Source organism: Sphingomonas sp. (assembly GCF_036731925.1).
GTDB lineage: Bacteria > Pseudomonadota > Alphaproteobacteria > Sphingomonadales > Sphingomonadaceae > Sphingomonas.
The window spans coordinates 703,060-728,843 of record NZ_DAINDJ010000001.1 but is presented as its reverse complement, the minus strand read 5'-3'; the positions used below and the strand labels follow the sequence as shown (position 1 = coordinate 728,843).

Here is a 25,784-nt window from a genome sequence, read left to right as displayed (position 1 = left end):
GTGTATGATGCTGCAGCGCGGTAAAGTCTCACCCACTGGAGCCCTCACAAAGGAGAAGTTTCAGCAGAAACTCTCCGTCGCGTGGTCGCGGATGTGGGCCATCCACCGGAACAAGGTGAAGATCGCTGCCGCCATGGGGCTGCGCGACACGGACGCGATCGACCGTGGCCTGAGCGGTTCCAACCTCCCCGGCGCTCACGTGATCTTCAATTCGCTCCTCGTCGATCCGACGGCGCTGGACGAGATCTTGAATCACTACGGCGTGCGCGCCGTCCCGCTGACCGCGTGCCCCGCGAATGACATCGCCACTGCTGCCGGCGTCATGGACGCAATGGCGGCACTCGTTCGCGCGCTGGAGGACAACCACCGCGACCATCAGGAGACGATCGAAGTCGCCGACAAGCTGCAGCCTCACCTCGCGGCTCTGGCGCAGATCGTCAACGAGGCAGCAGCCCTGCGAGGTGCAGCATGAGCCGCCAGCTTCGCCCCATGCCGGATGATTTCACGCAGCTCGCTCTGCAGAAGTCACGGCAACAACTGATCGTCCACTATCGGGCTGGCGCGGATACCGTCACTCGCTGGCTGAACGAGCTGTCGAGCTCGGAACGCCCGGCGAATTGGACAGGTCGGCCGCGGATCGAGATCCCGGCAGACTTTCAGGAGAGCGCGGCACTGCTGGGCAATCCAGCCCTCGCCGAGAAGTATGGCTGCGGCAAGTCCACCATCATCCGGTGGCGCCGTGAGTTAGGGGTGAAGGCGCCGCGCAGGCCGCTCGAGGGCCGCGATCGCAGCCCGCCGCCTGCCGGTTTCGCAGAAGTTGCCCGGACGACATCCGTCGAGATGCTCTGCGTTCGCTACCGGGTGGAGCGCCGCCGCGTGCTCCGTTGGCTGAGGGAAACTGGCTTCGCGCCGAAGCCCAACAAGCTCGTCGTCATGCAGAACATGGGCAAGCGCAACGTCGCCGCCGCCCAGGTCGCGCCGACGAACCGGGACATGTCGCTCGCTGGTCGCGCGGCGGACTTCCTCCAGAAGCGCGGGCCGATCTTCCGCTGTGATTTCATTGGCCGGTTCAAACTGGGCGGCACGCATTGGAAGTGGCGCGGCAAGGCGCACACCGCGGCTGAGATCATCGCGGCGGCCGCAGAGCGCGGCTTCGATCCTGATGCATGGAAGCAGATTGGAGAGGCGGCGTGAGCGGCTATCGCCCCCGCGGCAACGCCCGCAAGCAGCCCGACAAGCAACTGACCCAACAGCAGGCTGAGATCCAGCTGGTGTCGTTCCTCTACAACTGCCGCCCGACGATGCTCGACAGCCTCACTGTCGAGAGCATCCAGCGCATGTACCGGGTGCCGGCGAAGGTCGCTGAGTACCGGTTGATGGTGGCTCGTCAGAACCGGGCGGGAGAAGCACGATGAACGCCGATCCCGAGTGCTTGGCGCTGATCGTCCTGCACGCTGAGAAGCGAGTCACCCGAGCCGCGGTGAAGCAGCGCGCGGCGAACCGCGAAATGTCTGACCCGCTGGACGCGCTCGAGCAGGCGAACGCCCGCCTCGCAGCGTGCCCGGATGTACAGCTGAGCCTGCTGCAGGTGATCGCATGACGTACCAGCGCAAAGAGGTCATCGGCCGCGCCACGCTGTATCTGGGGGACTCGCTCGATGTCCTTCCCGACCTCGATGGCTATGCCTGCTGCCTGACCGATCCGCCGTATGGCGACGGCTACCAGAGCGGGCATCGCACAGATGCGCTTTGGTCTGAAAGCAACATCCGCAACGATGGCGACACGTCTGTCCGCGACGCCGTGCTGGCGCTCGTTGGCAACGTGCCCACGCTCGCGTTCGGGAAGTGGGCCAAGGAAGCGCCTGCCGGTACTCGCATGGTGCTCGTCTGGGATAAGGGCGGCGCGCTCGGAATGGGCGACCTCCGCCTGCCCTGGAAGCCGGACCATGAGGAAATCTACGTCCTCGGCGATCCCTCGCAGTTTGTCGGACGGCGCGATTGCGGGTCGGTGATCTACTGCCCGCCGGTTCAGAGCATGGCGAAGAACGGTCGCCAGCACCCGAACGAGAAGCCCGTCGCACTGCTCTGCAAACTGCTTGAGAAGTTGCCCGCTGGTCCTGTGCTCGACCCGTTCATGGGAAGCGGGTCGACGCTCGTTGCGGCGACACGTCTTGGTCGCCCCTCGATCGGGATTGAGAGCGATCCCGTCTATTTCGAGCGCGCGCTGCGCCGTGTCGAAGCTGCCGAGAAGCAGGCTGACATGTTTGGAGAGGCGGCATGAAGCTGGTTATCCTCGAGAGCCCATATGCCGGCGATGTTGATGCGAACGTTGAATACGCCCGCCGCTGTGTCCGCGATAGCCTCGCACGCGGTGAGGCGCCAATCGCGTCGCACCTGCTCTACACGCAGCCGGGCATCCTCGATGACGATGACCCCGCCGAGCGCCAGTGGGGTATCGATGCCGGTCTCGCTTGGAAGGCGGTTGCGCACGGCAGTGTCGTCTACACCGATCGCGGCATCACGCGCGGGATGGAGCACGGAATAGCGGCAGCCAAAGCAGCAGGGCTGCCGGTGGAATTCCGAACGCTGGGAGCCGCCGCATGAACTGCGCCCTGCACTTCCTCAGCGAGGACCTGCGCGAGCAGCCGATCTTCCCCGTCGAGCCCAAGGACAAGCTCACCGGCAGCGAGGTCGATCGTCAGCAGGCATTCCGCAATCGGCTGCACATCATTGCGCCGGAAGTGATTTCGTGGGGCGTACCGAACGCTGGCAAGCGCGGGCTCAAGGCCCAACGCCAGAGCAAGCGCGAGGGCCTCACCGCCGGCGTGCATGACGAGCACTATGCCTGGAACCACGCCTACGTCGTCCTTGAGTGGAAAGATGGAAAGGGCTCGCTGTCTCAGGCGCAGATCGATTGGGGCAACGCGATGGTTCGTCGTGGCTTCCGCGTCGCCTGCGTCCGCACACCGGAGTTCGCTGAGCAGCTGTTCCGCGAGTGGGGTGCGCCTTTCATCACGCGGGAGAACCGGCTGTGAGCAATTTTCGGCTTTTCTGCCTCACCACTTCGATTGCGCTGGGCGTCCTTGGCCTGTTCGCCATTTGGTTTGGTGATGCTGGTTTTGAGCGGAGGGCCGTCTGCAGCCTGCTCACAGGCGCCTTTGTCGTTGGATTTCACGGCGACCGGAAGCAGCGCAAATGACCGACGCCAAGCCCATCGGCATCATCGTGCGCGGGCTCGTCCTGTCGGCGATCGACACATGCCCATGCCTGCGGACCAAGCTCGAGCGGATCAAGATCGCGGAACGCTGCGGCATCATCACGCCCGAGGAAGCGGCGGAGAAGATGGCGATTGTTGAGAGGATGGCAGCGTGAGCAGTATGCCAAACACCGGAATTGCCCAGGCCTGGAATAGCTTCCGCGTCGCCACCTTTGCTGGCCAGCATGATAGCCACATCAAGACCGGCGAAGACTACTCGACCGTCTCGCTGGCTTCGGTCTTCACGATGCAGCCGCAGTGCAAGCCCAAGATGGCCGGCGATGCGATCCTGGCGTCATCCTATGCCGACTATGATGCCCGCAGCCACGATGCCCAGCGCAACAACGGCTCGTTTGTGGCGCTCGTCGGGGACGTCGACAACGGCAACCTTGGCCTGCCTGCCATCCGCGCGGCTGCCGAGGCTTTCGCGGATGGTGCCGCCTGGCTGATCTATTCGAGCGCCCACTCCCGCGATGGGGACCAGCGCTGGCGGATCCTGTTCCCACTCTGCCAACCCTGCAGCTTCAGCGAGTGGCACGACGCGCAATGCGCCCTGTTCGCGTTCATGGAAGACCGCGGCATCCCGATGGATCACGCGCTCGCCCGCGCCGGGCAGCCGATCTATCTGCCGAACGTGCCGGAGCGCTACAAGGACGGCACCCCACTACGGGACGCCGAGGGGCAGCCTTTCTTCTACCAGCACGCCCATAGCGGCGTTGACCTGCCCGGCATCGACATCAAGCGCGGGATCGTGGCCGGCGGAATCGCTGCGCTGCGTCGCCAGCAAGTCGAGGACGATCGCCAGCGCGAGGAAATGCGCAAGATCGCCGAGGCGAAGTATGCCAGCCGGCCGCAGCGCTCAGGCGGCAACCTGATTGAGCAGTTCAACGCCTCCACCAGCGTGGACACGATGCTCAGCCTGTGCGGCTATCAGCAGTCGCCGAAGCGCCCCGAAGACTGGCGCTCGCCCCAGCAAACGGGCGAAACCTATGCGACGCGCGTCATCGACGGGAAGTGGTTCAGCCTCTCCGGCAGCGATGCGGCTTCGGGGCTGGGCCAGAAGTGCAAGGCGGGCTGCTTCGGCGATGCCTATGACCTCTACGTCCACTTCAAGCACAACGGCGACCACAAGGAAGCCTATCGGGCAATCGGGCGCGAGCAGAGCGGCTCCAACGTCGTGCATGCCAATTTCCGCGGCGACGATCAGGATCCCGGCTATCAGGAGATGCCGGAATGGGCGCAGCAAGGCGACGAGCCTGACTACGAGATGATGGTCGGTGTCGCGCCGGAGACGGCTGCGGCGGTCGAGGCGGCGCCTGACACCAAGATCAAGGCGACGCCCTTCACCTGGCGCCCAACCGCCGACATTCCCAAGCGCCAGTGGCTCTACGGCAAGCACCTGCTGCGCAAGTTCCTGTCGCTCGACGTGGCAGCTGGCGGCGTCGGCAAGTCCTCGCTGAAGATCGGGGAGGCGCTGGCCATGGCGACCGGTCGCGACTTCTACAACAAAGGTCTCCCCGAAGGCCCGCTGCGCGTCTGGATGTGGAACCTTGAGGATCCGCACGACGAGATCGAGCGCCGCCTGCACGCGACGGCTCAGCGCTTCCGTGTGCGCCCCGAGGAGATCGAGGACCGGCTGTTCGTAGATAGCGGTCGCGACCAGCCGCTTGTCATGGCCACGGAGGGACCGGACGGCGCCAAGATTGTTCGCCCGGTTGTCGATGCCCTCATCGAGGAGATGATCGCGCGGAAGATCGACGTTCTGCAGATCGATCCATTCGTCAGCTCTCACGCTGTCAGCGAGAACGACAACAACGCGATCGACATTGTGGCCCGCGAATGGAACGTCGTCGCAGAACGCACGGGTGCCGCCATCAACTTGGTGCACCACGTCCGCAAGCAGAACGGCACCGAAGCCACGGCAGACAGCGCCCGGGGCGCGTCCTCGCTGATCGGCAAGGCCCGCTCGGTGCTGGTCTACAATCGCATGACCGAGGACGAGGCCGCCCGCCTCAACGTCCCCGAGGACGAGCGGTTCTTCTACTTCCGGGTCGACAACGACAAGGCCAACCTCGCCCCGCCTGAGCGCGGTGACTGGTACCGCATGAACAACGAGGACCTGGCGAACGGGGACAGCGTCGGCGTAGCTTGCAGCTGGACGCCTCCCGATGCCTTTGCCGGCATCACCCGGCAGCATCTCTATGCGGTCCAGAGGGCGCTTTCTGAGGGTGAGTGGCGCGAGAACATCCAGACCAAGGATGCATGGGCTGGAAACCCCGTTGCAGCCGTCCTGGGACTTGATCTGGAGAAGAAGCACGACCGCAAGCGGGTGCAAACCCTGCTGCATGTGTGGGTTCAGGAAGGCGTCCTCGAAATCGTCGAGAAGGAGGATCGCAAGCGGAACATCCGGAAGTTCGTCGTGGTCGGAAGGTGGGTCGAAGCATGACTGCCCCACCACGAAAAATGGGTGGTGGGGCAAGGTGGGGCAGTGGGGCGGAATGGATACCCTGCAACCTGCCCCACCACCACCTCCCTCCCGTAGGGAGGTGGGGTGGTGGGGCAGTGGGGCAGGTCGGGTTTCGAGGTGGGGCTCCGAGGTGGGGCAAATGGCAGAAGGAAGAACGGTGATGAAGGTTCAGCTTGCAAACGTCCCGCCTGTTGGGTTCGCCGTTGATATCGAAGTTCGTGGGCAGGCACCGCAGCGGTACACAGTGCTGCGTATCGACACCGCGACCCGTCAGTCTGGGGATGTAGCAACCTATCCTGTCTGGCAGGCGGAATGCCGCGCCTGCGGGACTCCGTTTGAATGCTTCCAGATCACGAACGCTTGGCCTGAGGTTCGCAACTGCGGAGCTCATCGGATGGCGGCTTTCGGCAGCATGACCACCACCCGAGGAGCCCGAGCATGACCAAAGCCGTACAGCAGTTCCGCGCCTTGATCGCTGCCCACGCGGCGGTGTTCGCTCGCTCTAAGTCGCTGGTGACGCGGCGTCCGTGCCCCGTACCCACGGATGCGGAAATCGACTGGGCCTTGGAGCCGCTGATCCAGTACCAGAGCGAGTTCACCCCCTTCGGCGACTGGCCGGTGATTGGCTGGCCCATCTCCCTGATCGAATGGCTCACGAAGGTCGCTGCCCGGGCTCTGCTGATCCCTGTCGTGGGCGTGAAGAACAGCTGGCCCACGTTCAACATTCCGGGGCGCGGCCGATGACCCGCCGCAAGCCCGACACGGGGTGCATCCGCCCCTACCGCCCGGTCCCGCCGGATTTCGTCGAGGTGTTCCTGCGCCTGGGACAGTCCAAGGAGATCGAGGAGCACTACCGGACGAACTGGCGGTGTGTGGCGCGGTGGATCGAACTGAGCGGCGGGGATGAGCTCCGACGCCGGCGCGCTGAGGTGACAGGATCCAAGCTGCACCCGACCCGCCGGTCGCGCACCGCACGGAATTACGTGCTCGGGCTCCGACTGCGGACCATGCGGACGCCCACGTTTTTCGATGCTGAGTTGATGGAGGAGGTACGGTGAGTCTGACACCGAAACAGCAGCGGTTCGTCGAGGAGTACCTCATCGACCTGAACGCAACGCAGGCGGCTATCCGGGCTGGGTATAGCCAGCAGACGGCCCACGCGATCGGTCACGAGAACTTGAGCAAACCTGAAGTTACCGCCGCCATCGCTGAGGCAAAGGCAGACCGTTCGGAACGGACCCGTATCGATGCAGCCTGGGTACTCACCCGCCTTGCCGAGGAAGCCGAAGCCGACATGTCCGACCTGTACGACGAGGCGGGCGCGCTGAAGCCGGTCAAGGACTGGCCGGTCATCTGGCGCAAGGGCCTGGTTGCCGGGATCAAGGCCGTCGAGGAGCGCGACGAACGCGGCAACGTGGTCGGCATGGTGCGCGAGGTGAAGCTGTCCGATCGCATCAAGCGGATCGAGCTGATCGGCAAGCACATCGACGTGCAGGCGTTCAAGGACAAGGTGGAGCACACCGGCGGGATTGAGGTCACCGTCTCCAGCGAGGATGCCGGGCTGTGAAAGTTAAAGCGGCTCATGCATACTTCTGCGACGATAACGACCTGCCTCGCATCGATGCTACCCCGCAGCAGCAACGGAAAACGCTGCTGCTATTGGCGCAAGCTGCCCTCGAAGAAGCAGAGCGCATCAAGCTGGGCAAGCGGCCTCGGTGACCACCCCCGCCGCCCTAACCCCCCGCCAACGCGAGGCCAACCGCCTCCTAGCCGGCCCCGCGCGCAACATCATGCTCCGCGGCGGCTCGCGCTCGGGCAAGACGTTCCTGCTCGTTCGCGCGATCATCCAGCGGGCAATCAACGCACCTGGCAGCCGGCATGTCATGTTCCGCTTCCGGTTCAACCACGCCAAGACCAGCATCTGGGCCGACACGCTGCCCAAGGTGCTGAAGCTGTGCTTCCCGACGCTGCGGGTGCGGTTCGACAAGACGGACTTCTACGTCGAGATCCCGAACGGCTCGCAGATCTGGATCGCCGGCCTGGACGACAAGGAGCGCGTGGAGAAGATCCTCGGCGCCGAGTACGCCACGCTGTACTTCAACGAGTCCAGTCAGATCCCGTGGGGCTCGATCGAGATGGCGATGTCCCGCCTGGCGCAGAAGTGCGAGCTGGCGCCGGAGATCGCCACGGCAACCGGGCGGACTCACCTGTCGCTCAAGGCCTACTTCGACTGCAACCCGCCTTCGAAACTGCACTGGAGCTACCAGCTTTTCCGGCAGAAGCTGAAGCCGGGCACCAAGGAGCCCCTGCCAAAGCCAGACGACTATGCGGAGATGAAGGTCAACCCGAGCGACAACAAGGACAACCTGCCCGCGGAGTACTTCGAGGTGCTCGCCAGCATGTCCGCAGCGCAGCGTTTGCGCTTCGAGGCAGGGGAATGGGCCAGCGAGGTGGCAGGGGCTCTGTGGGCGCTTGAGGACCGCCAGGCGCAGGATGGCGGCACGATCCGTGGTATCGACGGCGTACGGGCCGCCGTGGAGTTCGACGACGGCAATCCGCGCATCCGCTACGACGGCTCGCTGATCGGCCTGCGCCGGGTGGTGGTCGCGATCGATCCCAGCGGCACCAAGGGCGACGGCAAGGGCGACGACGTGGGCATCATCGCGGCTGCCAAGGGCGAGGACGGGCGCGGCTATGTGCTGGAGGATGCCACCTGCAACCTCTCCCCTGAAGGCTGGGCCAAGCGCGCGGTGGACGTGGCGAACCGCTGGGGCGCTGACTGCATCGTGGCCGAGCGGAACTTCGGCGGGGCTATGGTTAAGGCAGTCGTCCAGGCGGCGAACCCGCGTGCCCGGTTCAAGGAGGTGACCGCCAGTCGCGGCAAGCACGTCCGCGCCGAGCCGGTCGCTGCCATCTACGAGGGCGGCAAGGTCAGCCATGCCGGCGTGTTTCCCGACCTCGAAGACCAGCTCTGCAACTTCACCACGTCGGGATATGTCGGGGACGGCTCGCCTGACCGTGGAGATGCGCTGGTGTGGGCGATGACGGAGCTGATGCTCGGTACTGGGGGCTACAACGTCGACGCCCTCCTCTGACGGCGGTAACTCGCCCCAGCCCTGCCCCATACCCTCCCACCCATGTTCGTCGGGGATAGCCTCACCACCGCATTCAGCTACGTGCGGTCCATGCTCGGCTTCCGCGGTGGTTCCGCGCCGGTTGACCTGGCGTTCTCCAATGAGGCGGGGCTGCAGGCCTACCTGTCGTCAGGCCTCCTGAGGAAAGTCATCCGCATCCCCGCCGCCGACCGCACCTCGAAATGGCGCGACTGGCAGGCCGAGGGCGACGACATCGGCAAGATCGAGGCCGAGGAGCGCCGCCTAGGGCTGCGCGCCAAGATCAAGCAGGCGGAGATCCTGCGCGGGCTCGGCGGCGGTGCCCTGATCCTGGTGACCGCTGGCAGCCACGCCGACGAGCTCACCCCCACGACCCTCGGCGAGCGCGGCCTGATCGCGGTCAACGTCGTCTCGCGGTGGCAGCTGACCTGCAAGGACTGGGACGAGGATCTCGCCTCACTGACCTACGGGCAGCCGCGCATGTTCGAGGTCCGGTCGAACGGCGGCAACAACACCCAGATCCATCCGTCGCGCGTCATCACGTTCCGCGGCGATCCCCTGCCCGCCAGCGGCTGCGTTTCGATGGAGCAGGCGTTCTGGGGTGACTCCCGCCTGTCCGCCGTTCTGCGCGAGGTGTGCCGGTCCGACGAGGTCAACGGCTGGTTCGCAGCTCTCGTTCGCAAGGCGAAGATCACGCGGTACGGCATCCCGAACCTCTCCGAGATGCTGGCAGCACCCGGCGGGCAAGAGCGCCTCAGCAAGCGCGTCGCCACGATCGCCGAGGGTGAGAACCTGCTGAACGCCGCGGTCTACCAGTCCGCCAGCGGCACGGATCAGCCCGGCGAGACGATCACCGATTATCAGGTGACCTGGGCGGGCATCCCCGCCGTCATGGACGCATTCGACCAGCGCGTCGCAGCCGTCGCTGACATCCCGTTCACCCGCCTGATGGGGCGCTCGCCGGCGGGCATGAACGCCACCGGGCAGCACGACATGGACAACTGGTGGTCCGCGGTGTCCGATGGGCAGGAGAACGAGCTGCGACCCTGCCTGGAGGCGCTGGACCCGCTCCTGCTGGCGTCCGCCGGTGTTCCCGCCGATGGCGTCACCTGGACCTTCGCGCCGCTCTCCACGCCGTCCGAGAAGGAGCGCGCGGACACGTTTAAGACCACCATGGACGCGCTCACTGCGCTGAAGACTATGGCTGTGATGCCCGAGGAGGCGTTCAACGAGGCCGCGCAGAACCTGCTCCTCGAGAACGAGACGCTGCCAGGGCTCCAGCAAATTCTGGACGACATCGCTGAGGACGAGCGCTTCGGCGTCGATCCGGAAGCCGACAGCACCGATCCAAGCGCCCTCACGCAATCCGGCAACGGAGTGGAAGGAGGTGATCCTGATCTCGAAGGTGGCGCGGGTGGCGGTGGAAGCGCCCCCGCCCGCCGGGCTGCGAATGACAAGGCGACCGAGGAATGAGCGGCGACGTCGAGCAGTACCAGCGCCTCCTTAACCGGAGCGGTGAACCCTCGTTCACTCCGGAGCAAGAGCAGCGCATCCGCGAAATCATCAACGAAGAGGCTCACAAAGCCGCAAAGGCCGTTCTTCCGATGATGCGGTTACGGCCGAGCCTGAACGGGGGCGAATTGTGAGCCCCTTCACCATCATCTGCATCGCCACCCCAATCGTCTCGGCGTTCATGTGGTTGAGCGGGTATTGCTTCGGTCGCGCCGCACAAACCCGCGCGTTCCGGTGCAGCGGCTATCAGCCCACACCTGGCGGAAAGCTTGGCACGCTGCCAAAAGCGGGTAGCGTCGTCTACCGACCGCGCTGATGCGCTACGACCTCGCCGCCATGGCAGCGCGCGCCAAGCCAGGCCGCCGCAAGCCGATCACCTTCCGCGACACCCCGCCCCCCGCCATGCTTGCGCAGTCGCTGTTCGCCCGTGCCTACCGCCCGATGCTGGATCGGTGGAACGCGCGTATCCCTGCGATCGTGGTGGAGTATGCACGCACGCTGTCGGCAATAACGACGGACAGCCCCGCGGACCTGCAAGCGCAGCTCGATGCGGCTTCGTCCGAGATGGAGCGGCTTTTCATCCTGCTCGACGCGGCTGTGCGCTCTTGGTGCCTTGAAACCGAGACGTGGAGCCGGGAAGCTTGGCGCGGTGCTGTGCTGTCAGCGACCGGCGTTGACCTCGGCGTGTTCCTCGGTCCGGAAGAGGTCCGTGAGACGCTGGAGAGCTACATCGGGTGGAATGTCCGCCTGATCCGCGACGTGTCGTCGCAGGCCGCCAAGCGGATCGGCGACGCAGTGTTCGCCGGCCTCCAGAACCGCACGCCTGCTCGCGAGGTCGCCAAGCAGATCCAGGAGGCAATGGGCATGTCGCGGCGTCGGGCGCTGGGCGTGGCATCCGACCAGTTGTCCAAGGTCACTAGCGCGCTTGCGGACGAACGCCGGCGCGAAGCAGGTCTGTCCGTGTGGAAATGGCGGCACAGTGGCAAGAAACATCCGCGGTCCTGGCACGTCCAGCGCAATGGCAACCTCTATAGCGACGATCCCGCGATGGTTGGGCGAGAGGTGGACGGAAAGACGGTGGAGACGCCCCCGGCAGCTGATGACCTTCCGGGGCGGCCGCCATGGTGTGGGTGTCGATCGTCCGCAGTACTGATTTTAGACTAGGCATATACCGCAATCTGCGGTAATGACGCCGCATGGATGAGGCCAAAGACGTAATTCTAGCAAGGATAGACGAAAGGTTGCGGCATTTGCACCTTTCGGACCGCAAAGCGTCTATGCTGGCGACCGGTCAGCCCGACATGATCCGGTATATGCGAACGAGAGGCGTTATGCCTGGAACAAGGAAACTCACCGAGCTCGCAACAGTGTTGGGAGTAGATGTGAGTTGGCTGTTGGGTGGAACGGCGATGCAGAGGCGCGAGGATGTACCCCGTCAACGGTCGGACAACGACACTGCGCTATCCCGAGATGCCATCGCCCGGATAGCCATGAAACTGTGCGAGCATCTCGACCACGCCAACCGCGCGCTAGGTGGCGTTGCTGATCCTGAAGCTGTCGTATTCGTCGCCGGCGTGCGCGGGCTGCTATCGGAGGTGCAATAAATGCCAGGGGTTCCCGCCCGCCTTAGAACGGCCCGCCAAGAGGCTGGTTATCGGTCCGCAGTCGCTGCAGCCCAAGCCCTTGGATGGCCTGAGCCTGCCTACCGCCATCATGAGAACGGTACTCGCAATTTCGATAGCGCCCTCGCCGAAGTGTATGGGCGTGCTTTCGGCGTGAGTCCTGTCTGGCTTTTAGGCTTGGGCGAGTTGAAACGCGAACCTGCCAATGCCAGCACTGCTCGCACTGCTGGCATCCCCTGGCGCCCAATCGCAGAGCTACCCGACGCGCTTAAGGATGGGCGGGAGGTGTTGGTGTGGGATGCATGGCCGTATGTTGCTAGCTGGGAGGGCGGGGATTGGAGAATCCAGGATTGGATCCCCGTTGGAGAGCCTACCCACTTCGCCGAGATCAACGCACCGGAGGAACATCAATGAGCAACTGCGCCATCTTCGAAGGCCTCTCTGGACGCCAGATTGCCGTAAACCCAAAGCTCGTCCGCGCGGTCACGCCCGGCGAACATAACGGCAGGGAGACTTTGACCATATCGTTTGACAATGAGCACGAGGTAAACGTGTATGGCGAATTCCGAGAGTCGCTCAGGATGCTGTTTGCCTAGGCTGCATCTCTGACGGCGGTAAACCCCGCCTGATCCCGAGAATACCCAAGGCGTCATGTTGCTGCATGACGCACTCGACGCCTCCACCGCCCGCATTTGCGCGGATGGCTGCCTCGTGGCCGACGTTCTGGCTGCCCGCACCGGGATCCAGCAGTACCGCGGCTACGAGGTTGACCCGCAGAACGCCCATGGCCTGCGCGACAAGGACGTGGTCAACGTCTATCGCCCCGCCGACGAGGTGTTCGCGCGCGACAGCCTGGCGAGCTTCGCCGCAGCACCCGTAACCATCGATCACCCCGCCGAGATGGTCAGCGCCGACAACTGGCGCCAACTCGGCGTCGGCGAGATCAACGGCGACATCGCCCGCGACGGCGAGCGCGTCCGTGTCCCCCTCATCGTCCGCGACGCGGCTGCCGTGCGCAAGGCTCAGACCACGCACAAACAGCTGTCGATGGGCTATTCCACCAAGCTGGACTTCACGCCGGGCACTGCGCCCGATGGCACCGCCTACGACGCCGTGCAGCGGGAGATCCGGATAAATCACATTGCATTGGTACCGGTCGCTCGGGGCGGGCCGGAACTCCGTATCATTGACGAGCGCCCCTCGGAGAAACCTTCCATGAAGATCACGATTGGCGACGCCAAGGACGTTGACCTGAGCGACGGCGCGGCTGTTGCCCTCGCGGTCGGCGCTCTCAACACCTCCCTCGCGGACGCACAGGCCAAGGTGGGCACCCTCACCGCTGACCTGTCGACCGCCAACACCGCACTGCAGGCGAAGGACGGCGAGATTGCCGGGCTTCAGCAGCAGCTGGCCGATGCGCAGGTCACCCCCGAGAAGCTCCAGCAGATGGCCGATGCCCGCGCTGAAGTGATCGGCAAGGCGAAGGCGCTGGCTCCCACCATCGCCACCGACGGCAAGACCGAGGCGGAGATCCGCAAGGCTGCTGTCCAGGCGAAGCTCGGCGATAAGGCTGCCGCGATGACGGACGCTGCAATTGAGGGCGCGTTCGCTGTCCTGACCGCTGACGCGAAGCCGGTTGCTCCGCGCATCGAGCCGATCGGCACGCCGCTCGTCACCGGCGACGCTGCCGCCAAGGAAACCGCCGCATTCGCCAAGGCGAACGACTTCAACTCCTGGCGCACCGCCGGGCGGGCGTAAGGGAGGACACCATGCCTTATCAGACCGCATACACGCAGTACCAGCCGAAGGGATTCCCCGGCATGTCGGCGAACATGGAGGAGTGGAACGGGATCACCCGCACCGCGACCGCCACGATCCTGTTCGGCTGCCCGGCTCAGCGCTCGGGTGACAACCAGTGCGCGCCGCTCGCTTCGGGCGGTGAGTTTCTCGGCATCGCGATCGCGCACCACGTGATCACCGGATCGAACGGCGACAGCTACGCGCAGTACGACAACGTGCCGCTCGCAGACGAGGGTGTCTATTGGGCGCTCGCCGATGCCGCGATCACCGTGGGCACCGCGCTGAACTTCAACACCGCAACCAACCGCTACACGACTGCAGCAGTTTCCGGCACCGTTATCGCGGTCCCTGGCGCTGAGGCGGACACGGCAGCGGCCGGCGCCGGCGCACTCTTCAAGCTGCGGCTGCGCCGCATTCCGTCCTAAGGGGGCCTGATCCATGTTCATGAATGACGCACAGCAGGCGACCCTCGGGTTCGTCTTCAACCAGAGCCTCGCGATCAACACGCGGGTGTACGAGACGGCCTTCTCGGATCTCGATTTCGGCCGCCTGGTCTTCGTCGACACCTCGTCGCCGGAGTTCGCGCCGGGCCTGGTGACCTTCGTCTCGTCGTCGGTTGGTAGCGCCAACTGGTACTCGGGCGCGGCCAAGGACATCGCCAAGGCCGACATCACCCGCGACCGTGTGGAGACCCGTTTCCACATGGCCTCGGTGGGCTACAGCTACAACATCGAGGAAGTCGGTCAGGCCCAGCTGATGGGCATGAACCTGGACGCTGGTAAGGCCCTCGCCGCTCGCCGCGCCTATACCGAGTTTATGTGGAACGTGACGCTGACCGGCGACGCGACCAAGAACATCCTCGGTCTGGCGAACCAGAGCGTCGTCACCACGGGCACCGCGCCGGCAGACGGCACGGGATCGGTGACCACCTGGTTCGACGGCTCTGGCAACGCGACCAAGACCCCGACCCAGATCGTTCGCGACATCAACAACGTCCTGACCGGTGTCTACACCGGCTCACTGACCGTCGAGATGGCCGACACGATCCTGCTGCCCTACAGCACGATCAGCTATCTCGCTGCGACGCCGATGTCGTCGACGAACAGCGAGACGATCATGTCGTTCATCATGCGGACCAACATCTACACGCAGATGACCGGCCAGCAGCTGACCGTCCGCGGCGTTCTCGGTCTGGACACCGCCGGCGCCGGCAGCACCAAGCGCATGGTGGCGTATGCCAACCGCGAGGACGTGGTGAAGCTGCACCTGCCGATGCCGCACCGCTTCCTGCCGGTTGCGACTGCGGACAGCGTGCACTTCGACGTCCCGGGCATCTTCCGGACCGGCGGCGTGGAAGTTCTCCGCACCGGCGCGTTCCGCTACCTGGATGGGATCTGAGCCATGACGACGGTCACCAACACCACCGGCGGCAACAAGGTCGTCAACTCGGTTCCCCCGGCGATCCTGACGCCGGGGGAGACCATGGACCTCGAGATCAGCGACGCCGAGCTGGAAGTGATGCGCGGCACCGGCTGGTTCTCGTTCGATGGCGACGACGAAAAGCCTGTCTCGCTCTCGGGCAAGAAGAAGGCGGAGCTGCTGAAGATCGCCGAAGCCGAGGGCGTCGAGATCGAGGAAGGCGCCACGAACGACGACATCATCGCGGCGATCGAGCTGCACCGCGAGGGCTGATCCCCTCACACGAAGCGCGAGGAGGGCCGTGGCTGATGCTGCGGCCCTTTTGCTATGACGGCGGTAACATTTCAGCGCCCCGACAAGCATTTACCTCGCGTTGTGTAGGAGGGTAGAGTGCCAGATCAGCTTATTGCAGGCGGCGTCCCCGTGTATCGCGATAGCGCCGGCGGGTTGCGAGAGTCCAACGACGCCAGCGCGACTGCCGCCGCCATGCTTCCCACGTCGGACTTCACGGCCGCCCAAGCCGCAATGGCCCGGCTGCCACTCCCCTTCCGCAACATCATCCGCGACCCGTTCGTCCCCTCAATCGGGCAGACGGCGAAGACCACCGCCTATCCGCAGGCGATGATCGACGCGATTCAAGCCAAGGGCTGCTCGTCCTTTCGCATCATCAACCCAAACAGCTGCGCGATCCGGTTCCGGGGCGCCACAGGGGTGGATGACCTGATCAAGGAGGGGGGAGGGCCGCATCCTCGGCCCCTGGCAGACGGAAGTGTTCTCGACGCAGAACCCGACGCACCTGAGCATTATGCCGGTCGCGCGGCCTGGGCTGCCGGTGCCGACCGAGCTTGCGTCGCCTGAGCTCAACTATGGGATCGGCGGCTGATGGCGCTCCGGTCTCCAGCTTCGGCCGGCGGCATCGCAGGCGCACAGGGCCCCAAGGGCGATACTGGCGCAACCGGGCCGGCGGGTCCCACTGGCCCTAAGGGCGACACCGGGGCGACGGGTGCGGCTGGCCCTCAAGGCACGACGGGAGCAACAGGCGCTAAGGGCGACGCGGGTCCTGCCGGGGCGCAAGGTCCCGCTGGTGCGACTGGCGCGCAGGGGCCGAAGGGAGAAACTGGGCCTCAGGGTCCGATCGGGCTAACGGGGGCAACCGGAGCAACGGGACCCGCTGGCAGCAACGCCACTGCCACCCCGCTCGGCACGGCGAACCCGAAGGCCCTCGGCACGGTCGCTCCTGGCAGCTCGAGCAATGCAGCGCGCGAGGATCACGTCCACCCGGCGACCGGCGCGCTGCAGTTCATCGGCAATGTCGTCGTCAGCCGCACGCTGCTGATCAGCCTCAGCAGCGGCATGCAACGCGAATATGTCGCCCTTTCCGGCGTCGCGCCCGGCGACCGACTGATGTTTGCGGCAATCGCCCCCTGCTCTGCCGGCTGTGCGCCGATCAACGTCTATCCCGACACGAACCGGGTGCTGTTCGAATACAACACCCCGGCGCTCGGCATCGGTGCTGTGGTGAACCTGCAGATCGCCGTCTACCGCGTCCAGTGACGGCGGTAGTGCCGCCCGCTTCCCAGGCATAGCCTCCGCCCATGACCTACATTCAGCCCGACGCCGCGACCCTCAAGCTGCGCTTCCCCGCCTTTGCTGCGGTCGCCGACGAGACGGTGGAATACTGGCTCACCGATGCCCGCCTCACCGTCACCGATAGCTGGATCGAGCAGGACCGCGCGCCCGCTGAGATGGCGCTCGCTGCCCACAACATGGCCACCGAAGGCTTCGGCTCAGCAGGTGGCGCGATCGCCGGCCTCGCAGACATGGGCGTGACCGAGTTCAAGAGCGGGGCGCTGTCCGCCCAGTTCGATGCCTCCACAGTCGCAGCCCGCAACGCCGGCGGCTATCGCTCGACGCGCTACGGGGTGGCGTTCCTCGCCTTCCTGAACCGCAACGTCGGCGGTCCCTTCCTCGCCGGGTGCGCCTGATGGACATCGCGGCAGGGTTCGCCCAGATCCTCATCGCTGCCAGCGGAGCGCTCGGCGCCGGGTACTGGCCTGCCGTCGCTCGGTGGCCAGGCACGCCGGTCATGGAGGGCGGTTCCATCGTCACTCCGGGAACGCCGCTTGAGTATAGCTGCCAGGTGCAGGTCGACGTTGCCACCGAGGCGATGCAGGCGCAGGCCAGCTATACCGACGGCGACGTGCGGCTGCTGGTGCTGGCGGCGACCCTCGACGTGGCGCTCGACACCGACGCGCGGATCCAGATCCCCGCGGGCCCGCATGCCGGCGAGTGGCTGATCGGCTCGTGTCAGCTGGATCCTGCTGCGATCTATTGGGACTGCCGAGGTCGTCGTGCCTAAGATCGCGGGCGTCGCTGACTTCCGGAAGAAGCTTTCTCGGATCACTAGCCCCGAGGCGAAGCGTCAGGTGGGCGCAGCGCTCTTTGCGGCTGGCGAGGAGATTGAGGTCGAGGCTGCGCTGTCGATCACGAACGGCGCGGTATCGGGCAAGGGGCACGTGCCCAGCGCACCCGGCAGTCCGCCGAACGCCGACACGCACCAGCTGGATCGCTCCATCGAAACGAACCAGGTCACCCCTCTGCGCGTGGAGGTTTCCGCGAATGCACCCTACGCTATCCACCTCGAGTTCGGCACGTCGAAGATGGCCGCCCGGCCCTTCATGGCGCCCGCACTGGCCCGCAAGCGTGATGATGCCGCGAAACTGGTCGCCCGCGCGATCGCGCACATTTCCAAAGGCGGGAAGGTGACCTGATGGCGATCGATAGCCTCATTCCGGCTCGTCGCGCTATCCTCGGCGCGCTGGCCACGTCGGCAGACGTGACAGCTATCGTGCCAGCGGCGCGGCACTATCCCATGACTGCGTCGAGCCCAGCCTGGCCGTTCATCCTCTACGGCGCGCCCGCGTCGGTGCCGATCCGCGCGACGTGTTTGGACGGTTCCGAGATCACGGTCGCGGTTCACGGGTTCGCCAAGCCGCGCTATCAGGGCGGGCAGATGGTGGAGACCGCGGAGGATCATGCTGGCCGATTAGGTGCGGCGATTGCCCGTGCCCTCGACGGGCAAAACCTCGAGATCCCCGCCGGCCGCGCGAAGGTGCGCCACACCGGTTCCCAGCTACTGATCGACGGCGCGGAGGCGGATGCTTTCCATTGCGTGGTGAACCTGCGCGTGCGATGCATCACGGGATGAAGCTGGCCATCTTTCTAGGCGGATTTGCGCTGCTTGGTGCCGCCTCCCTCGCATCTTGCGGCGGGCCTAGCGCCGGCGAGTTGGCCGAGCGCGAATATCGGGTCGTCGACCAGCCTGGCAGCATGTCCCGCGACAAGTGCGAGGCCGCCCGCAAGGTCGCCGCAGCCTATATGGGGCAGGACGAGGCCAAGTACCATCAATGGCAGATGACCGCGGACCTCGACTGCCTGAACGCGCGAATGGGCGCGTGAGCGACGACCTCGACGCCGAGCTATTCCGCGAGCTGATCTACGCGCTAATCCGGCGCGGGGTGATCGAGCAAGGCGACATCGACGAGGCTGAGGCAAGGTTCACCAGGCTTGCCAGCCACTACCGCGGATCGACGCGGAGCCACCGATACGAACAGCTGGCGCATCGGGCCTCGATCCTCCCCTTGGAGGCGACCACGGAAGACGAGGCGCAGCACGCGGCGGCCCAACGCCGCGCCCGCATCCGCGCAGTCCCTGACGGCGGTAACTCCGAACCCTAACGCCCCATAGCGTGCCCGCGACTTAGCTGGAGCACGCGATGAGCTATCCCACTGAAATCGACGCCGTCGTCGTCAAGATCGGCGATGGCGCGTCGCCTGAGGTCTTCACGACCATCTGCGGCATCGAGAATGCCACGATCAACGAGACGGTGCAGACCAATGACCGTTTCCGCAAGGACTGCACCAAGCCTGGCATGATTCCGACCCGGGACGTGCGCGTCACCGGCAAGCAATGGGACCTAACGGGCTCGGGTGTGACCAACGTCACCCAGCTTGTGACCCTCAAGGCCGCACTCGGCATCTCCCGGAATTATCAGATCGTCGCCATCAAGTATGATGGCACTGACGAGGGCGACGAGCTCGGCACCTTCACCGGTCAGGGCGTGCTGACCGCGCGCAACCTCAATCTGCAGGACAATGGCGGGACCGCGGAGATCACGATCGCCGGCGAGAACGAGCTGACCTGGACGCCGGCCACGTGACGGTTCTGACGGCGCTCGAGCTGAAGTTCGGCGACGGCGACTACCTGTTTGACCTGAAGCTGCCACAGCTGGCCGAGCTCCAGCGGCTGCGCGACTGTGGCATCTTCAAGATTTACGGGCGGGTGCGCAAGGGGCGCTACCTGCTCGGCGACGGCATTGTCGACATCCCTGAGGATGGGGAGGCGTTCGTCGAGGATCTTTACGAGACGATCCGTCTCGGCCTGGTCGGCGGCGGAAAGGGCATGGTCAATGGTAAGGAGGTCGAGGTCTCGGCCATCCGTGCCCGCCAGCTGGTCGAAACCTATGTCCACCCCGCTCCCCTGCGCGAGTGCTGGATGATCGCCGTTGCCATCCTCGGCGCGCGGGTGGAGGGCTATTCGCCCCCAAAAGACGAGCCGGCCAAGGCGCCGGCAACCGCAAAGCGGAAGACGAAAAGGTCGACTTCGCGGAGGTCATCGCCAACTGCGCCGTCCTCGGCTGCGACTGGCGACAGCTGACCTGGTGGGAATACCAAGCGCGGCTGTCGAAACACAACGACGCGAACGAGAGCGGGCCGCCGCCGATCTCGGATCCTGATAGGCTCCGGCGGGTCATGGCGGTGCACTGATGGCAATCGAAGCAGATCGCGTCGTCGTCGCCCTGATCGGCGACACCTCCAACCTCGACAGCAACGTTTCTGGCGCCGAGCGCAACTTCACGCGCGCCATGTCGAGCATCGAGCGCTCGGCCGCGTCTGCCGAGAAGCAGATCGTGCAGTCGTCGAATGCATCGGCTTTCGCAGCGCGTAACCTTGGCTTCCAGCTCTCTGACATCGGTGTTCAGCTCTCCGGCGGGCAGTCGCCGTTCCTGATCATCTCGCAACAGGGCCCGCAGGTGGTGCAGGCGCTGCAGGAAATCAGCGCGTCGGGTGCAGGGCTTGGGCAGGTGCTGCGGACGGTCGCCCTCCCCGGCTTCCTCTCTATTCTCGGCATCCTCGGACCGTTCGTTGCGCAGCTGTTGGCCGGCGCAAACGCGACAGACACGAAGAAGGACGCCACCAAGGCGCTGACCGAAGCCATCAACGATATGGTGAAGGCGACTGACCAGGCCATCTCCAGCGGAACGCGTGAGATCCAAGTCAGCGAAGGCCTCGCTCGTGCCAAGCTTGCCGAAGCGCAGGCGAGGCGGGAGGCGGCCAAGGCATCGCTACAGGGGCGAGTGGCCGAGCTAGAGGCTCAGCGATCGGCTCCCGGACTATCGACCAACGGGTTTCAGCAAGCTGGTAACGCGGGCGTTGCCGCAGCCGCTGAGGGTATTTCAGAGCTGAAGCGGCAGATTGCGCAGCTGGATGTTGCCGCACAGCAAGCGCAGGTGGCCGTTCGCAACGCCGAAACTCGGGCAGCCCGCCAGCGTGTCACTGAGCGAACCGATCCCCGCGCTGGGGCTCAGGGCCGCTATGAGCGCGGCGAGATCAACCTTAACAACCTGCGAAGGGCCGGACTGCTCACAACCCAGCAGTACGAGGACCAACTCACCAAGCTCACCGAGACGCGCGACCGCGACATCAAGGCTATCGGGGACGCCGCAAAGGCTGAGCGCAAGCGAGAAGCTGATGCGAAGAGGGCGGCCAAAGAGCAGGCTCGCGAACTCGACCAGCTGCGAAACAAGCTGAATAGCGTCGAACGCCAGTACGATCCCACCGCCGCGGCCTCGCGAGAGTTCGCGGCGGACCTGGCCACCATCGGCGAGGCGATGAACCGCGGCATCATCACGCCGGCGCGAGCTGCTGAACTGCGTCTGAAGGCCATCGAGGCCCGCATGCAGTCGTGGCTCAACACGGTCCAGGGCGCCAAGGATGCGCTCGGCACGGACCAGATATTCGGCAACACCGCCGATCGCATCGACGACGAGCAAAAGCGCCGCGAGGAACGGTCCACGCAGGCGCGGATCCGCGCAGACGAACGCTTCCAGCAGCAACAGCAGCGGAAGGCCGAGGATAACATCCACGACCTCGCCGACATTTACGAGACGCTCTTCACCGACGGCACGGAGAACTTCTGGGACGACTTCAAGCGGCAGGGCCTACGTGCGCTGGCGATCCTCGCGGCGCAGAAGACGCTGTCCCTGCTGACCGGTCAGGATGTCTCGCTGAGCGACGGACGCGGGCTCGGGTTCATCGGCAACTCGATCTTCGGGGCGCTCGGCGGCAAGAAGGATTTCGCCTCGGGCATCGGCGGCGACATCCTCGGTCTCGCCAGCTTGTTCGGCCGCGCATCCGGTGGCTACGTGGCGCCCGGGCAAACTGTCCGCGTGAATGAGAACCGAGGCGGCGTGGAGCTGCTGCGGATGGGTAGCCAGGGTGGGTCCATCATACCGCTCGGCCGCACTGACGCCGTGCGGCCCAGTGCCTCGCAAACCGTCGTGAACGCCCCGCAGTTCAACCTTAAGGGCGCGGTCGTCACCCGCGAGCTTTACGCGGACATGGAGCGGATCGCGAACCAGAGTGCGGCGCGCACATCCTCTGCCGTCGGGCGACAGGTGCTGCAGGCCGTCCCGGGCCGCATGACGCAGTATCAGAACGACGGCACCTGACGGCGATAACCCGCCCCTGCGTCTCGGCATAACCCGAGCATGTGGCAGCCTATCGCGAGAGCTTTGTCGTCTACGTGGCGTCCAACCCGCCTGCCCTGTTCTGGACGGGCGCTGGACGGCTGCCGATTGCTGCTGACGCGGTGATCCCGGCCCCCATGGTTGCCCTCGGCGCGGGCCGACTGATCAACATCCCGGACTTCCAGCAGCTGATCAACGGCACTGCCGAGCGCCTCACCTTCAGCTTCTCCGGCGTCTCCAACGAAACTCTGCGGCTTGCCTTTGAGGAGGCTGCATCGGTCAAGAACGCCTTTGTGTGGCTCGGCCGCATCACGTTCGACGCAGCGTGGCAGCAGGTCGGCCCGATCGAATGGGAGGCACTGTTCCAAGCACGGGAGATGACGATCAGCCGCCAGAGCCCGTCTGAGCAGTCCGTCACGATCACGCTTGCCAACGGGGACACTGCCCGCAGCCGAGCGCCGAACAACTTCTTCACGGACGCAGATCAACGCCGGAGGTACCCCACGGACGCGGTGTTCAGCCACGTCGCGGGGATCTCGCAGGGCACCTCTCGGCGCTGGGGACCGCGCTGATGGACCTCGCCGACTTCCTGCACGACGCGCCGCGCGATCCGTCGCCGTGGAACTGCTCGACCTTCCCGGCGGACTGGTGCGTCGCGCTCGGCCTGCCAGACTTCGCCGCTCCGTGGCGCCACATCATCGAGATGGAGGCGTGCGAGCAGGAGGCATCGGTCGGGCTGCTGCGCCTGTGGGAGCATGGCATCGGCGATGCGCTGCCGGTGGCTGATGCTCCGTATCAGCCTGGAGACATCGCGGTCGTCGCTCGGGCGGGGCTCGAGGCGGGCGCAATCTTCGACGGCGCCATGTGGGCCCTGCGCACGCCCCGGGGGATAGTGTTCGTCACCCTCCCCGCCAGCGCAATCGCTAAGGCATGGAGGCCGCACCGTGGGTAAGACGCTCGGCTCGATCATCACGCTCGCCGGCGCTATAGTCGTCAACGCCATTCCCGGGCTGGGCCAGATCGCGAGCGCCGCGATCTTGGCGGGTTCATTCATCGCCGGCTCGATCGTCTCGGGTCTTGGCGGCGGAGGATCGCGCCCGGAGACGCAGTCGACCTCGGTCAAGCAGCCTCGCCCGCCGCGTGTGTCCGCCTATGGTGTCTCCAAGCTGGCGATGGCCTACGCGCTGTACGAGACCGGCACCAACGGCCACGCGGTCGATGTTGGCGCGGTGCACGATGGGCGCATGGACGGCGTCGTGCAGCTGTACCTCAACGACGACAAGGTGACCGTCGCCGGCGCCTATGTACAGTCTGGCGCAGACGGTCGCTACGGCAACGACAATATCCGCCTGCTCTACACGGACGGCAGCGCGCCCGGTATGTGGTTCAACCAGGTCGGCGCGATCGTCCCAGAGTGGACGAGCAATCACCGCGGCGATGGCGTCGTGATGCTCGCCATGATCGCGAAGAACGTGAAGGAGAAGGACTATCTCAAGTTCTATCCGAACGGCGCGCCAACGGCATCCATGGTCGCGCGCTGGCAGCGGTGCCCGAATCTCCGCGCCGCTGATCCACTGAACGAGGCGGGATGGACCTGGACCGAGAACCCGATCCGCCAGCTTGCCCACTACATGCTGGTGCGCGAGTGCCCCCAGCCGACCGTTCCAGCGACTGACCCGGCCTACCCTGCCACGCGAGCCGCCCTTCGCGCGGCATTCTGGAACGCCAAGATCGGCCCTGCCCTTGGCTATTGGCAGGCGGCCCAAGATGTCTGCGACGAACCTGTCCCGATGAAGGCTGGCGGCACGGAGCCCCGCTACCGCTCGTGCGTCGCTCACAGCCACACCGACAGCCACAAGCAGGTGCGTGGCGCGATCCTGGCCACCTGCGACGGCTGGATGGCTCCCCGCGCGGATGGGGCCTACGTCGTCTATGCGGGGCGGGTCTACGAGCCGACGGTGACGATCGGGCCCGAGCAGATCGCCTCCTTTGAGTGGAACGGCGTGGGCGTGGACGACGACAAGGCGATCAACGAGTTCGTCTGCACCTACATCTCCGACCAGCACGACTATGCCAGCGTCGAGACCGATGCCTGGACCGACGAGGACGACATCGCCGAACGCGGGCAGTTGCTGTCCACTACGCTCGACCTGCCGGTCCCATCGCACGGCCAGATCCGCCGCCTCGCCAAGCGCGAGATGGCGCGGCGGAATGCAGTGTTCCGCGGCACGATCACCACCACCGTGGAGGGGCGCGCCGTCCGCGGGCACCGGTTCATTCACCTCGCGCTGCGTGTGGCGGGCCGCACCTACTTCGACGGGCCCGTCGAGATCACCGGATTGACCCGGAACATCGAGAGCGGTGGCGTCACCTTCACCTGGGTGGCCGTCTCGTCGAACGTCGACAGCTGGAACCCCGCCACCGAGGAGGGTAACCCCGCAGCGACCGCGGACCGCGTGGCAGGGGAGCCCCTCCCCACGCCTACCGTGACCAGCGCGGTGGCGGCATACGACACCGTGTCTGACGCCGGCAGCGGTGTGCGCGTGACGATCACGGCGGAGGGGCTGAACCGAGAGGACGTGACCTGGTACGCGCGCTGGCGGAAGGTCGGCGACAGCGCCTGGTCGACGGACAGCTATCCGGACATTGACGCTGGGCCGTCGGTAACGCTGCTGACCGGCTTCGTGCCGACGAACGGCTCCGTGGAAGTCGAGGTCGCCTATGGCACCGGCGACGGCCGCCTCTCTGCATGGTCGTCTGCGGTGACCGCGAACACTGCCACCGACGCGACCCCGCCGGAGGATGCCGCAGGCGTCACGCTGGTGAACTGGTCGGACTCGCTGGACCTCTCCACGGCAGCGATCCCGCGCGCGTCGTCGTATCGCTGGCGCTTCTATGACGCCGACGGCACCACGTTGGTCCGGACCATCAATACATCGATCCCGAGCGTTTCCTACACCGCTGCCCAGGCCGAGCTCGACGGCACCCGGCGCCAGTACATCGTCAAGGTCGCTGGTGTGAACGCGGCCGGTGCCGGCGATGAGGCCTCGACCTCCATCCTGACCAACGCCGCGCCCTCCGCAGTTACGGGCGTCTCTGCCACGGGCGGGGCGACTGAGGCGCAGGTCGCGTTCACGCTGCTGACCGAAGCTGACGTTGCCGGGTATGTGGTCTACGTGTCGAACACCGCTGGCTTCAACCCGCTGAGCCAGGGCACCGCCTTCTACAACAACGGCGCCTCACCCGCCTATCTGCAAGGGCTCGCATCCGGCACGTTCTACGCCAAGATCGCGGCGTTCGACGCATGGACCCGCCGGCCTGACCTGCTCAATTTCTCCTCGGAGGTGACGTTCGCGATCACCACGGGCGGCGGCGGTGTGGGCGGCGGTGGTGGTGGTGGTGGTGGCGGCTACTGCGTCACCACCGACACCTGCGTGCTGCTGGCAGATGGCTCGACGCGCGCGGCTGGCGAGCTGGCTGTGGGTGACATGCTCTGGACCCAGCACGAGACGACGTTCGAATGGGGGGCGCACCCCGTAGAGGCGATCGAGATCGTGGAGGATGCAGTGTTCGCCGCGGACATCGGCGAGCGGCGCACGCGCGCGACCGCGGGGCACTTGATGCTGATCAATGGCTCCTGGATCCGCATGGATGCGATCGGCACGCCAGCCGGCCGCGCGATGGTCGCCAAGATCACCGTCGCAGACGCTCACACCTATGTCGCGAACGGCATCTTGCACCACAACATCAAGTATCAGCCTCTTGAGCCCGGCACGGACTGACCTGAC

Annotated in this window: 36 protein-coding genes; all 36 read left to right on the top strand. The window is 65.6% G+C overall.

The genetic code is table 11. From position 1 onward, the window contains the following. The first annotated feature begins 4 nt into the window (after nt 1-4). The 36 genes from V7E00_RS03740 to V7E00_RS03570 all read left to right on the top strand — a co-directional run bounded on the left by V7E00_RS03740 (nt 5) and on the right by V7E00_RS03570 (nt 25,778). A complete protein-coding gene (locus V7E00_RS03740) occupies nt 5-472 on the top strand; it encodes a hypothetical protein (RefSeq protein ID WP_333571337.1) in 468 nt (155 codons plus the stop codon). Next, on the top strand, nt 469-1,194 hold the full coding sequence (locus V7E00_RS03735) for a hypothetical protein (RefSeq protein ID WP_333571336.1): 726 nt from the start codon (nt 469-471) through the stop codon (nt 1,192-1,194). The genes V7E00_RS03740 and V7E00_RS03735 overlap by 4 nt, the downstream gene beginning before the upstream one ends. Then, nucleotides 1,191-1,415: a hypothetical protein gene (locus V7E00_RS03730; protein WP_333571335.1), complete on the top strand. Its 225-nt coding sequence runs from the start codon at nt 1,191-1,193 to the stop codon at nt 1,413-1,415. Before V7E00_RS03735 ends, V7E00_RS03730 begins: the two co-directional genes overlap by 4 nt. After that, nucleotides 1,412-1,600, top strand: a complete 189-nt coding sequence (locus V7E00_RS03725; protein WP_333571334.1) for a hypothetical protein — start codon at nt 1,412-1,414, stop codon at nt 1,598-1,600. Before V7E00_RS03730 ends, V7E00_RS03725 begins: the two co-directional genes overlap by 4 nt. Then, on the top strand, nt 1,597-2,280 hold the full coding sequence (locus V7E00_RS03720; protein ID WP_333571333.1) for a DNA-methyltransferase: 684 nt from the start codon (nt 1,597-1,599) through the stop codon (nt 2,278-2,280). Before V7E00_RS03725 ends, V7E00_RS03720 begins: the two co-directional genes overlap by 4 nt. Then, nucleotides 2,277-2,603, top strand: coding sequence for a DUF7768 domain-containing protein (locus tag V7E00_RS03715; RefSeq protein ID WP_333571332.1), 327 nt, complete (start codon nt 2,277-2,279; stop codon nt 2,601-2,603). Before V7E00_RS03720 ends, V7E00_RS03715 begins: the two co-directional genes overlap by 4 nt. Further along, entirely contained in the window at nt 2,600-3,034 is a 435-nt protein-coding gene (locus tag V7E00_RS03710) for a hypothetical protein (RefSeq protein ID WP_333571331.1), read from the top strand. Before V7E00_RS03715 ends, V7E00_RS03710 begins: the two co-directional genes overlap by 4 nt. Continuing rightward, complete coding sequence (locus tag V7E00_RS03705; RefSeq protein WP_333571330.1) at nt 3,031-3,198, top strand: hypothetical protein; 168 nt, start codon at nt 3,031-3,033, stop codon at nt 3,196-3,198. The genes V7E00_RS03710 and V7E00_RS03705 overlap by 4 nt, the downstream gene beginning before the upstream one ends. After that, nucleotides 3,195-3,371, top strand: a complete 177-nt coding sequence (locus V7E00_RS03700; protein ID WP_333571329.1) for a hypothetical protein — start codon at nt 3,195-3,197, stop codon at nt 3,369-3,371. Before V7E00_RS03705 ends, V7E00_RS03700 begins: the two co-directional genes overlap by 4 nt. A gap of 5 nt (nt 3,372-3,376) precedes the next feature. Next, complete coding sequence (locus tag V7E00_RS03695; protein ID WP_333572368.1) at nt 3,377-5,701, top strand: AAA family ATPase; 2,325 nt, start codon at nt 3,377-3,379, stop codon at nt 5,699-5,701. A 459-nt stretch (nt 5,702-6,160) separates the two neighbouring features. Continuing rightward, nucleotides 6,161-6,466, top strand: a complete 306-nt coding sequence (locus V7E00_RS03690; RefSeq protein ID WP_333571328.1) for a hypothetical protein — start codon at nt 6,161-6,163, stop codon at nt 6,464-6,466. Continuing rightward, a complete protein-coding gene (locus V7E00_RS03685) occupies nt 6,463-6,780 on the top strand; it encodes a hypothetical protein (protein ID WP_333571327.1) in 318 nt (105 codons plus the stop codon). Before V7E00_RS03690 ends, V7E00_RS03685 begins: the two co-directional genes overlap by 4 nt. Beyond that, nucleotides 6,777-7,289, top strand: coding sequence for a terminase small subunit (locus tag V7E00_RS03680; RefSeq protein WP_333571326.1), 513 nt, complete (start codon nt 6,777-6,779; stop codon nt 7,287-7,289). Before V7E00_RS03685 ends, V7E00_RS03680 begins: the two co-directional genes overlap by 4 nt. 148 nt (nt 7,290-7,437) lie before the next feature. Next, a complete protein-coding gene (locus V7E00_RS03675) occupies nt 7,438-8,817 on the top strand; it encodes a phage terminase large subunit (RefSeq protein WP_333571325.1) in 1,380 nt (459 codons plus the stop codon). A 42-nt stretch (nt 8,818-8,859) separates the two neighbouring features. After that, on the top strand, nt 8,860-10,308 hold the full coding sequence (locus tag V7E00_RS03670; protein WP_333571324.1) for a phage portal protein: 1,449 nt from the start codon (nt 8,860-8,862) through the stop codon (nt 10,306-10,308). Continuing rightward, on the top strand, nt 10,305-10,481 hold the full coding sequence (locus tag V7E00_RS03665) for a hypothetical protein (protein WP_333571323.1): 177 nt from the start codon (nt 10,305-10,307) through the stop codon (nt 10,479-10,481). Before V7E00_RS03670 ends, V7E00_RS03665 begins: the two co-directional genes overlap by 4 nt. 181 nt (nt 10,482-10,662) lie before the next feature. Continuing rightward, the gene (locus V7E00_RS03660) at nt 10,663-11,511 is read left to right on the top strand and encodes a phage minor head protein (protein ID WP_333571322.1); all 849 of its coding nucleotides are present in this window, start codon (nt 10,663-10,665) and stop codon (nt 11,509-11,511) included. A 440-nt stretch (nt 11,512-11,951) separates the two neighbouring features. Further along, complete coding sequence (locus V7E00_RS20040; protein WP_443019134.1) at nt 11,952-12,383, top strand: helix-turn-helix domain-containing protein; 432 nt, start codon at nt 11,952-11,954, stop codon at nt 12,381-12,383. A 237-nt stretch (nt 12,384-12,620) separates the two neighbouring features. Continuing rightward, nucleotides 12,621-13,727 (top strand): DUF2213 domain-containing protein, encoded by a 1,107-nt coding sequence (locus V7E00_RS03655; RefSeq protein WP_333571321.1) that lies wholly within the window; start codon nt 12,621-12,623, stop codon nt 13,725-13,727. Between the two features lie 11 nt (nt 13,728-13,738). After that, complete coding sequence (locus V7E00_RS03650) at nt 13,739-14,194, top strand: structural cement protein Gp24 (protein ID WP_333571320.1); 456 nt, start codon at nt 13,739-13,741, stop codon at nt 14,192-14,194. Nucleotides 14,195-14,207: 13 nt separating this feature from the next. Beyond that, nucleotides 14,208-15,167 (top strand): DUF2184 domain-containing protein, encoded by a 960-nt coding sequence (locus tag V7E00_RS03645; protein ID WP_333571319.1) that lies wholly within the window; start codon nt 14,208-14,210, stop codon nt 15,165-15,167. 3 nt (nt 15,168-15,170) lie between these two features. Then, nucleotides 15,171-15,461, top strand: coding sequence for a hypothetical protein (locus V7E00_RS03640; RefSeq protein ID WP_333571318.1), 291 nt, complete (start codon nt 15,171-15,173; stop codon nt 15,459-15,461). A 117-nt stretch (nt 15,462-15,578) separates the two neighbouring features. Continuing rightward, on the top strand, nt 15,579-16,046 hold the full coding sequence (locus V7E00_RS03635) for a hypothetical protein (RefSeq protein ID WP_333571317.1): 468 nt from the start codon (nt 15,579-15,581) through the stop codon (nt 16,044-16,046). A gap of 24 nt (nt 16,047-16,070) precedes the next feature. Further along, nucleotides 16,071-16,742: a hypothetical protein gene (locus tag V7E00_RS03630; RefSeq protein ID WP_333571316.1), complete on the top strand. Its 672-nt coding sequence runs from the start codon at nt 16,071-16,073 to the stop codon at nt 16,740-16,742. Between the two features lie 41 nt (nt 16,743-16,783). Further along, nucleotides 16,784-17,173, top strand: coding sequence for a DUF4054 domain-containing protein (locus V7E00_RS03625; RefSeq protein WP_333571315.1), 390 nt, complete (start codon nt 16,784-16,786; stop codon nt 17,171-17,173). After that, nucleotides 17,173-17,547, top strand: coding sequence for a hypothetical protein (locus V7E00_RS03620; RefSeq protein ID WP_333571314.1), 375 nt, complete (start codon nt 17,173-17,175; stop codon nt 17,545-17,547). Before V7E00_RS03625 ends, V7E00_RS03620 begins: the two co-directional genes overlap by 1 nt. Next, a complete protein-coding gene (locus V7E00_RS03615; protein WP_333571313.1) occupies nt 17,540-17,959 on the top strand; it encodes an HK97-gp10 family putative phage morphogenesis protein in 420 nt (139 codons plus the stop codon). Before V7E00_RS03620 ends, V7E00_RS03615 begins: the two co-directional genes overlap by 8 nt. After that, nucleotides 17,959-18,396, top strand: coding sequence for a DUF3168 domain-containing protein (locus V7E00_RS03610; RefSeq protein ID WP_333571312.1), 438 nt, complete (start codon nt 17,959-17,961; stop codon nt 18,394-18,396). The genes V7E00_RS03615 and V7E00_RS03610 overlap by 1 nt, the downstream gene beginning before the upstream one ends. Beyond that, on the top strand, nt 18,393-18,647 hold the full coding sequence (locus V7E00_RS03605; RefSeq protein WP_333571311.1) for a hypothetical protein: 255 nt from the start codon (nt 18,393-18,395) through the stop codon (nt 18,645-18,647). Before V7E00_RS03610 ends, V7E00_RS03605 begins: the two co-directional genes overlap by 4 nt. Next, the gene (locus V7E00_RS03600) at nt 18,644-18,925 is read left to right on the top strand and encodes a hypothetical protein (RefSeq protein ID WP_333571310.1); all 282 of its coding nucleotides are present in this window, start codon (nt 18,644-18,646) and stop codon (nt 18,923-18,925) included. The genes V7E00_RS03605 and V7E00_RS03600 overlap by 4 nt, the downstream gene beginning before the upstream one ends. Before the next feature lie 38 nt (nt 18,926-18,963). Next, nucleotides 18,964-19,407, top strand: a complete 444-nt coding sequence (locus V7E00_RS03595) for a hypothetical protein (protein ID WP_333571309.1) — start codon at nt 18,964-18,966, stop codon at nt 19,405-19,407. Beyond that, nucleotides 19,404-19,904, top strand: coding sequence for a gene transfer agent family protein (locus V7E00_RS03590; RefSeq protein WP_333571308.1), 501 nt, complete (start codon nt 19,404-19,406; stop codon nt 19,902-19,904). The genes V7E00_RS03595 and V7E00_RS03590 overlap by 4 nt, the downstream gene beginning before the upstream one ends. 109 nt (nt 19,905-20,013) lie before the next feature. Further along, the gene (locus V7E00_RS03585) at nt 20,014-21,978 is read left to right on the top strand and encodes a phage tail length tape measure family protein (RefSeq protein WP_333571307.1); all 1,965 of its coding nucleotides are present in this window, start codon (nt 20,014-20,016) and stop codon (nt 21,976-21,978) included. 41 nt (nt 21,979-22,019) lie between these two features. After that, a complete protein-coding gene (locus tag V7E00_RS03580) occupies nt 22,020-22,568 on the top strand; it encodes a hypothetical protein (protein ID WP_333571306.1) in 549 nt (182 codons plus the stop codon). Further along, nucleotides 22,568-22,948 (top strand): DUF6950 family protein, encoded by a 381-nt coding sequence (locus tag V7E00_RS03575; protein ID WP_333571305.1) that lies wholly within the window; start codon nt 22,568-22,570, stop codon nt 22,946-22,948. Before V7E00_RS03580 ends, V7E00_RS03575 begins: the two co-directional genes overlap by 1 nt. Continuing rightward, nucleotides 22,941-25,778, top strand: a complete 2,838-nt coding sequence (locus tag V7E00_RS03570; protein ID WP_333571304.1) for a Hint domain-containing protein — start codon at nt 22,941-22,943, stop codon at nt 25,776-25,778. Before V7E00_RS03575 ends, V7E00_RS03570 begins: the two co-directional genes overlap by 8 nt. Nucleotides 25,779-25,784: the final 6 nt, after the last annotated feature.

Bases quoted from the DNA above. Each gene is read 5' to 3' on its own strand.
- V7E00_RS03740 (WP_333571337.1), top strand. From the start codon at position 5: ATGATGCTGCAGCGCGGTAAAGTCTCACCCACTGGAGCCCTCACAAAG.
- V7E00_RS03735 (WP_333571336.1), top strand. From the start codon at position 469: ATGAGCCGCCAGCTTCGCCCCATGCCGGATGATTTCACGCAGCTCGCT.
- V7E00_RS03725 (WP_333571334.1), top strand. From the start codon at position 1,412: ATGAACGCCGATCCCGAGTGCTTGGCGCTGATCGTCCTGCACGCTGAG.
- V7E00_RS03720 (WP_333571333.1), top strand. From the start codon at position 1,597: ATGACGTACCAGCGCAAAGAGGTCATCGGCCGCGCCACGCTGTATCTG.
- V7E00_RS03715 (WP_333571332.1), top strand. From the start codon at position 2,277: ATGAAGCTGGTTATCCTCGAGAGCCCATATGCCGGCGATGTTGATGCG.
- V7E00_RS03710 (WP_333571331.1), top strand. From the start codon at position 2,600: ATGAACTGCGCCCTGCACTTCCTCAGCGAGGACCTGCGCGAGCAGCCG.
- V7E00_RS03700 (WP_333571329.1), top strand. From the start codon at position 3,195: ATGACCGACGCCAAGCCCATCGGCATCATCGTGCGCGGGCTCGTCCTG.
- V7E00_RS03695 (WP_333572368.1), top strand. From the start codon at position 3,377: ATGCCAAACACCGGAATTGCCCAGGCCTGGAATAGCTTCCGCGTCGCC.
- V7E00_RS03690 (WP_333571328.1), top strand. From the start codon at position 6,161: ATGACCAAAGCCGTACAGCAGTTCCGCGCCTTGATCGCTGCCCACGCG.
- V7E00_RS03685 (WP_333571327.1), top strand. From the start codon at position 6,463: ATGACCCGCCGCAAGCCCGACACGGGGTGCATCCGCCCCTACCGCCCG.
- V7E00_RS03670 (WP_333571324.1), top strand. From the start codon at position 8,860: ATGTTCGTCGGGGATAGCCTCACCACCGCATTCAGCTACGTGCGGTCC.
- V7E00_RS03665 (WP_333571323.1), top strand. From the start codon at position 10,305: ATGAGCGGCGACGTCGAGCAGTACCAGCGCCTCCTTAACCGGAGCGGT.
- V7E00_RS03660 (WP_333571322.1), top strand. From the start codon at position 10,663: ATGCGCTACGACCTCGCCGCCATGGCAGCGCGCGCCAAGCCAGGCCGC.
- V7E00_RS20040 (WP_443019134.1), top strand. From the start codon at position 11,952: ATGCCAGGGGTTCCCGCCCGCCTTAGAACGGCCCGCCAAGAGGCTGGT.
- V7E00_RS03655 (WP_333571321.1), top strand. From the start codon at position 12,621: ATGTTGCTGCATGACGCACTCGACGCCTCCACCGCCCGCATTTGCGCG.
- V7E00_RS03650 (WP_333571320.1), top strand. From the start codon at position 13,739: ATGCCTTATCAGACCGCATACACGCAGTACCAGCCGAAGGGATTCCCC.
- V7E00_RS03645 (WP_333571319.1), top strand. From the start codon at position 14,208: ATGTTCATGAATGACGCACAGCAGGCGACCCTCGGGTTCGTCTTCAAC.
- V7E00_RS03640 (WP_333571318.1), top strand. From the start codon at position 15,171: ATGACGACGGTCACCAACACCACCGGCGGCAACAAGGTCGTCAACTCG.
- V7E00_RS03630 (WP_333571316.1), top strand. From the start codon at position 16,071: ATGGCGCTCCGGTCTCCAGCTTCGGCCGGCGGCATCGCAGGCGCACAG.
- V7E00_RS03625 (WP_333571315.1), top strand. From the start codon at position 16,784: ATGACCTACATTCAGCCCGACGCCGCGACCCTCAAGCTGCGCTTCCCC.
- V7E00_RS03620 (WP_333571314.1), top strand. From the start codon at position 17,173: ATGGACATCGCGGCAGGGTTCGCCCAGATCCTCATCGCTGCCAGCGGA.
- V7E00_RS03610 (WP_333571312.1), top strand. From the start codon at position 17,959: ATGGCGATCGATAGCCTCATTCCGGCTCGTCGCGCTATCCTCGGCGCG.
- V7E00_RS03605 (WP_333571311.1), top strand. From the start codon at position 18,393: ATGAAGCTGGCCATCTTTCTAGGCGGATTTGCGCTGCTTGGTGCCGCC.
- V7E00_RS03595 (WP_333571309.1), top strand. From the start codon at position 18,964: ATGAGCTATCCCACTGAAATCGACGCCGTCGTCGTCAAGATCGGCGAT.
- V7E00_RS03585 (WP_333571307.1), top strand. From the start codon at position 20,014: ATGGCAATCGAAGCAGATCGCGTCGTCGTCGCCCTGATCGGCGACACC.
- V7E00_RS03575 (WP_333571305.1), top strand. From the start codon at position 22,568: ATGGACCTCGCCGACTTCCTGCACGACGCGCCGCGCGATCCGTCGCCG.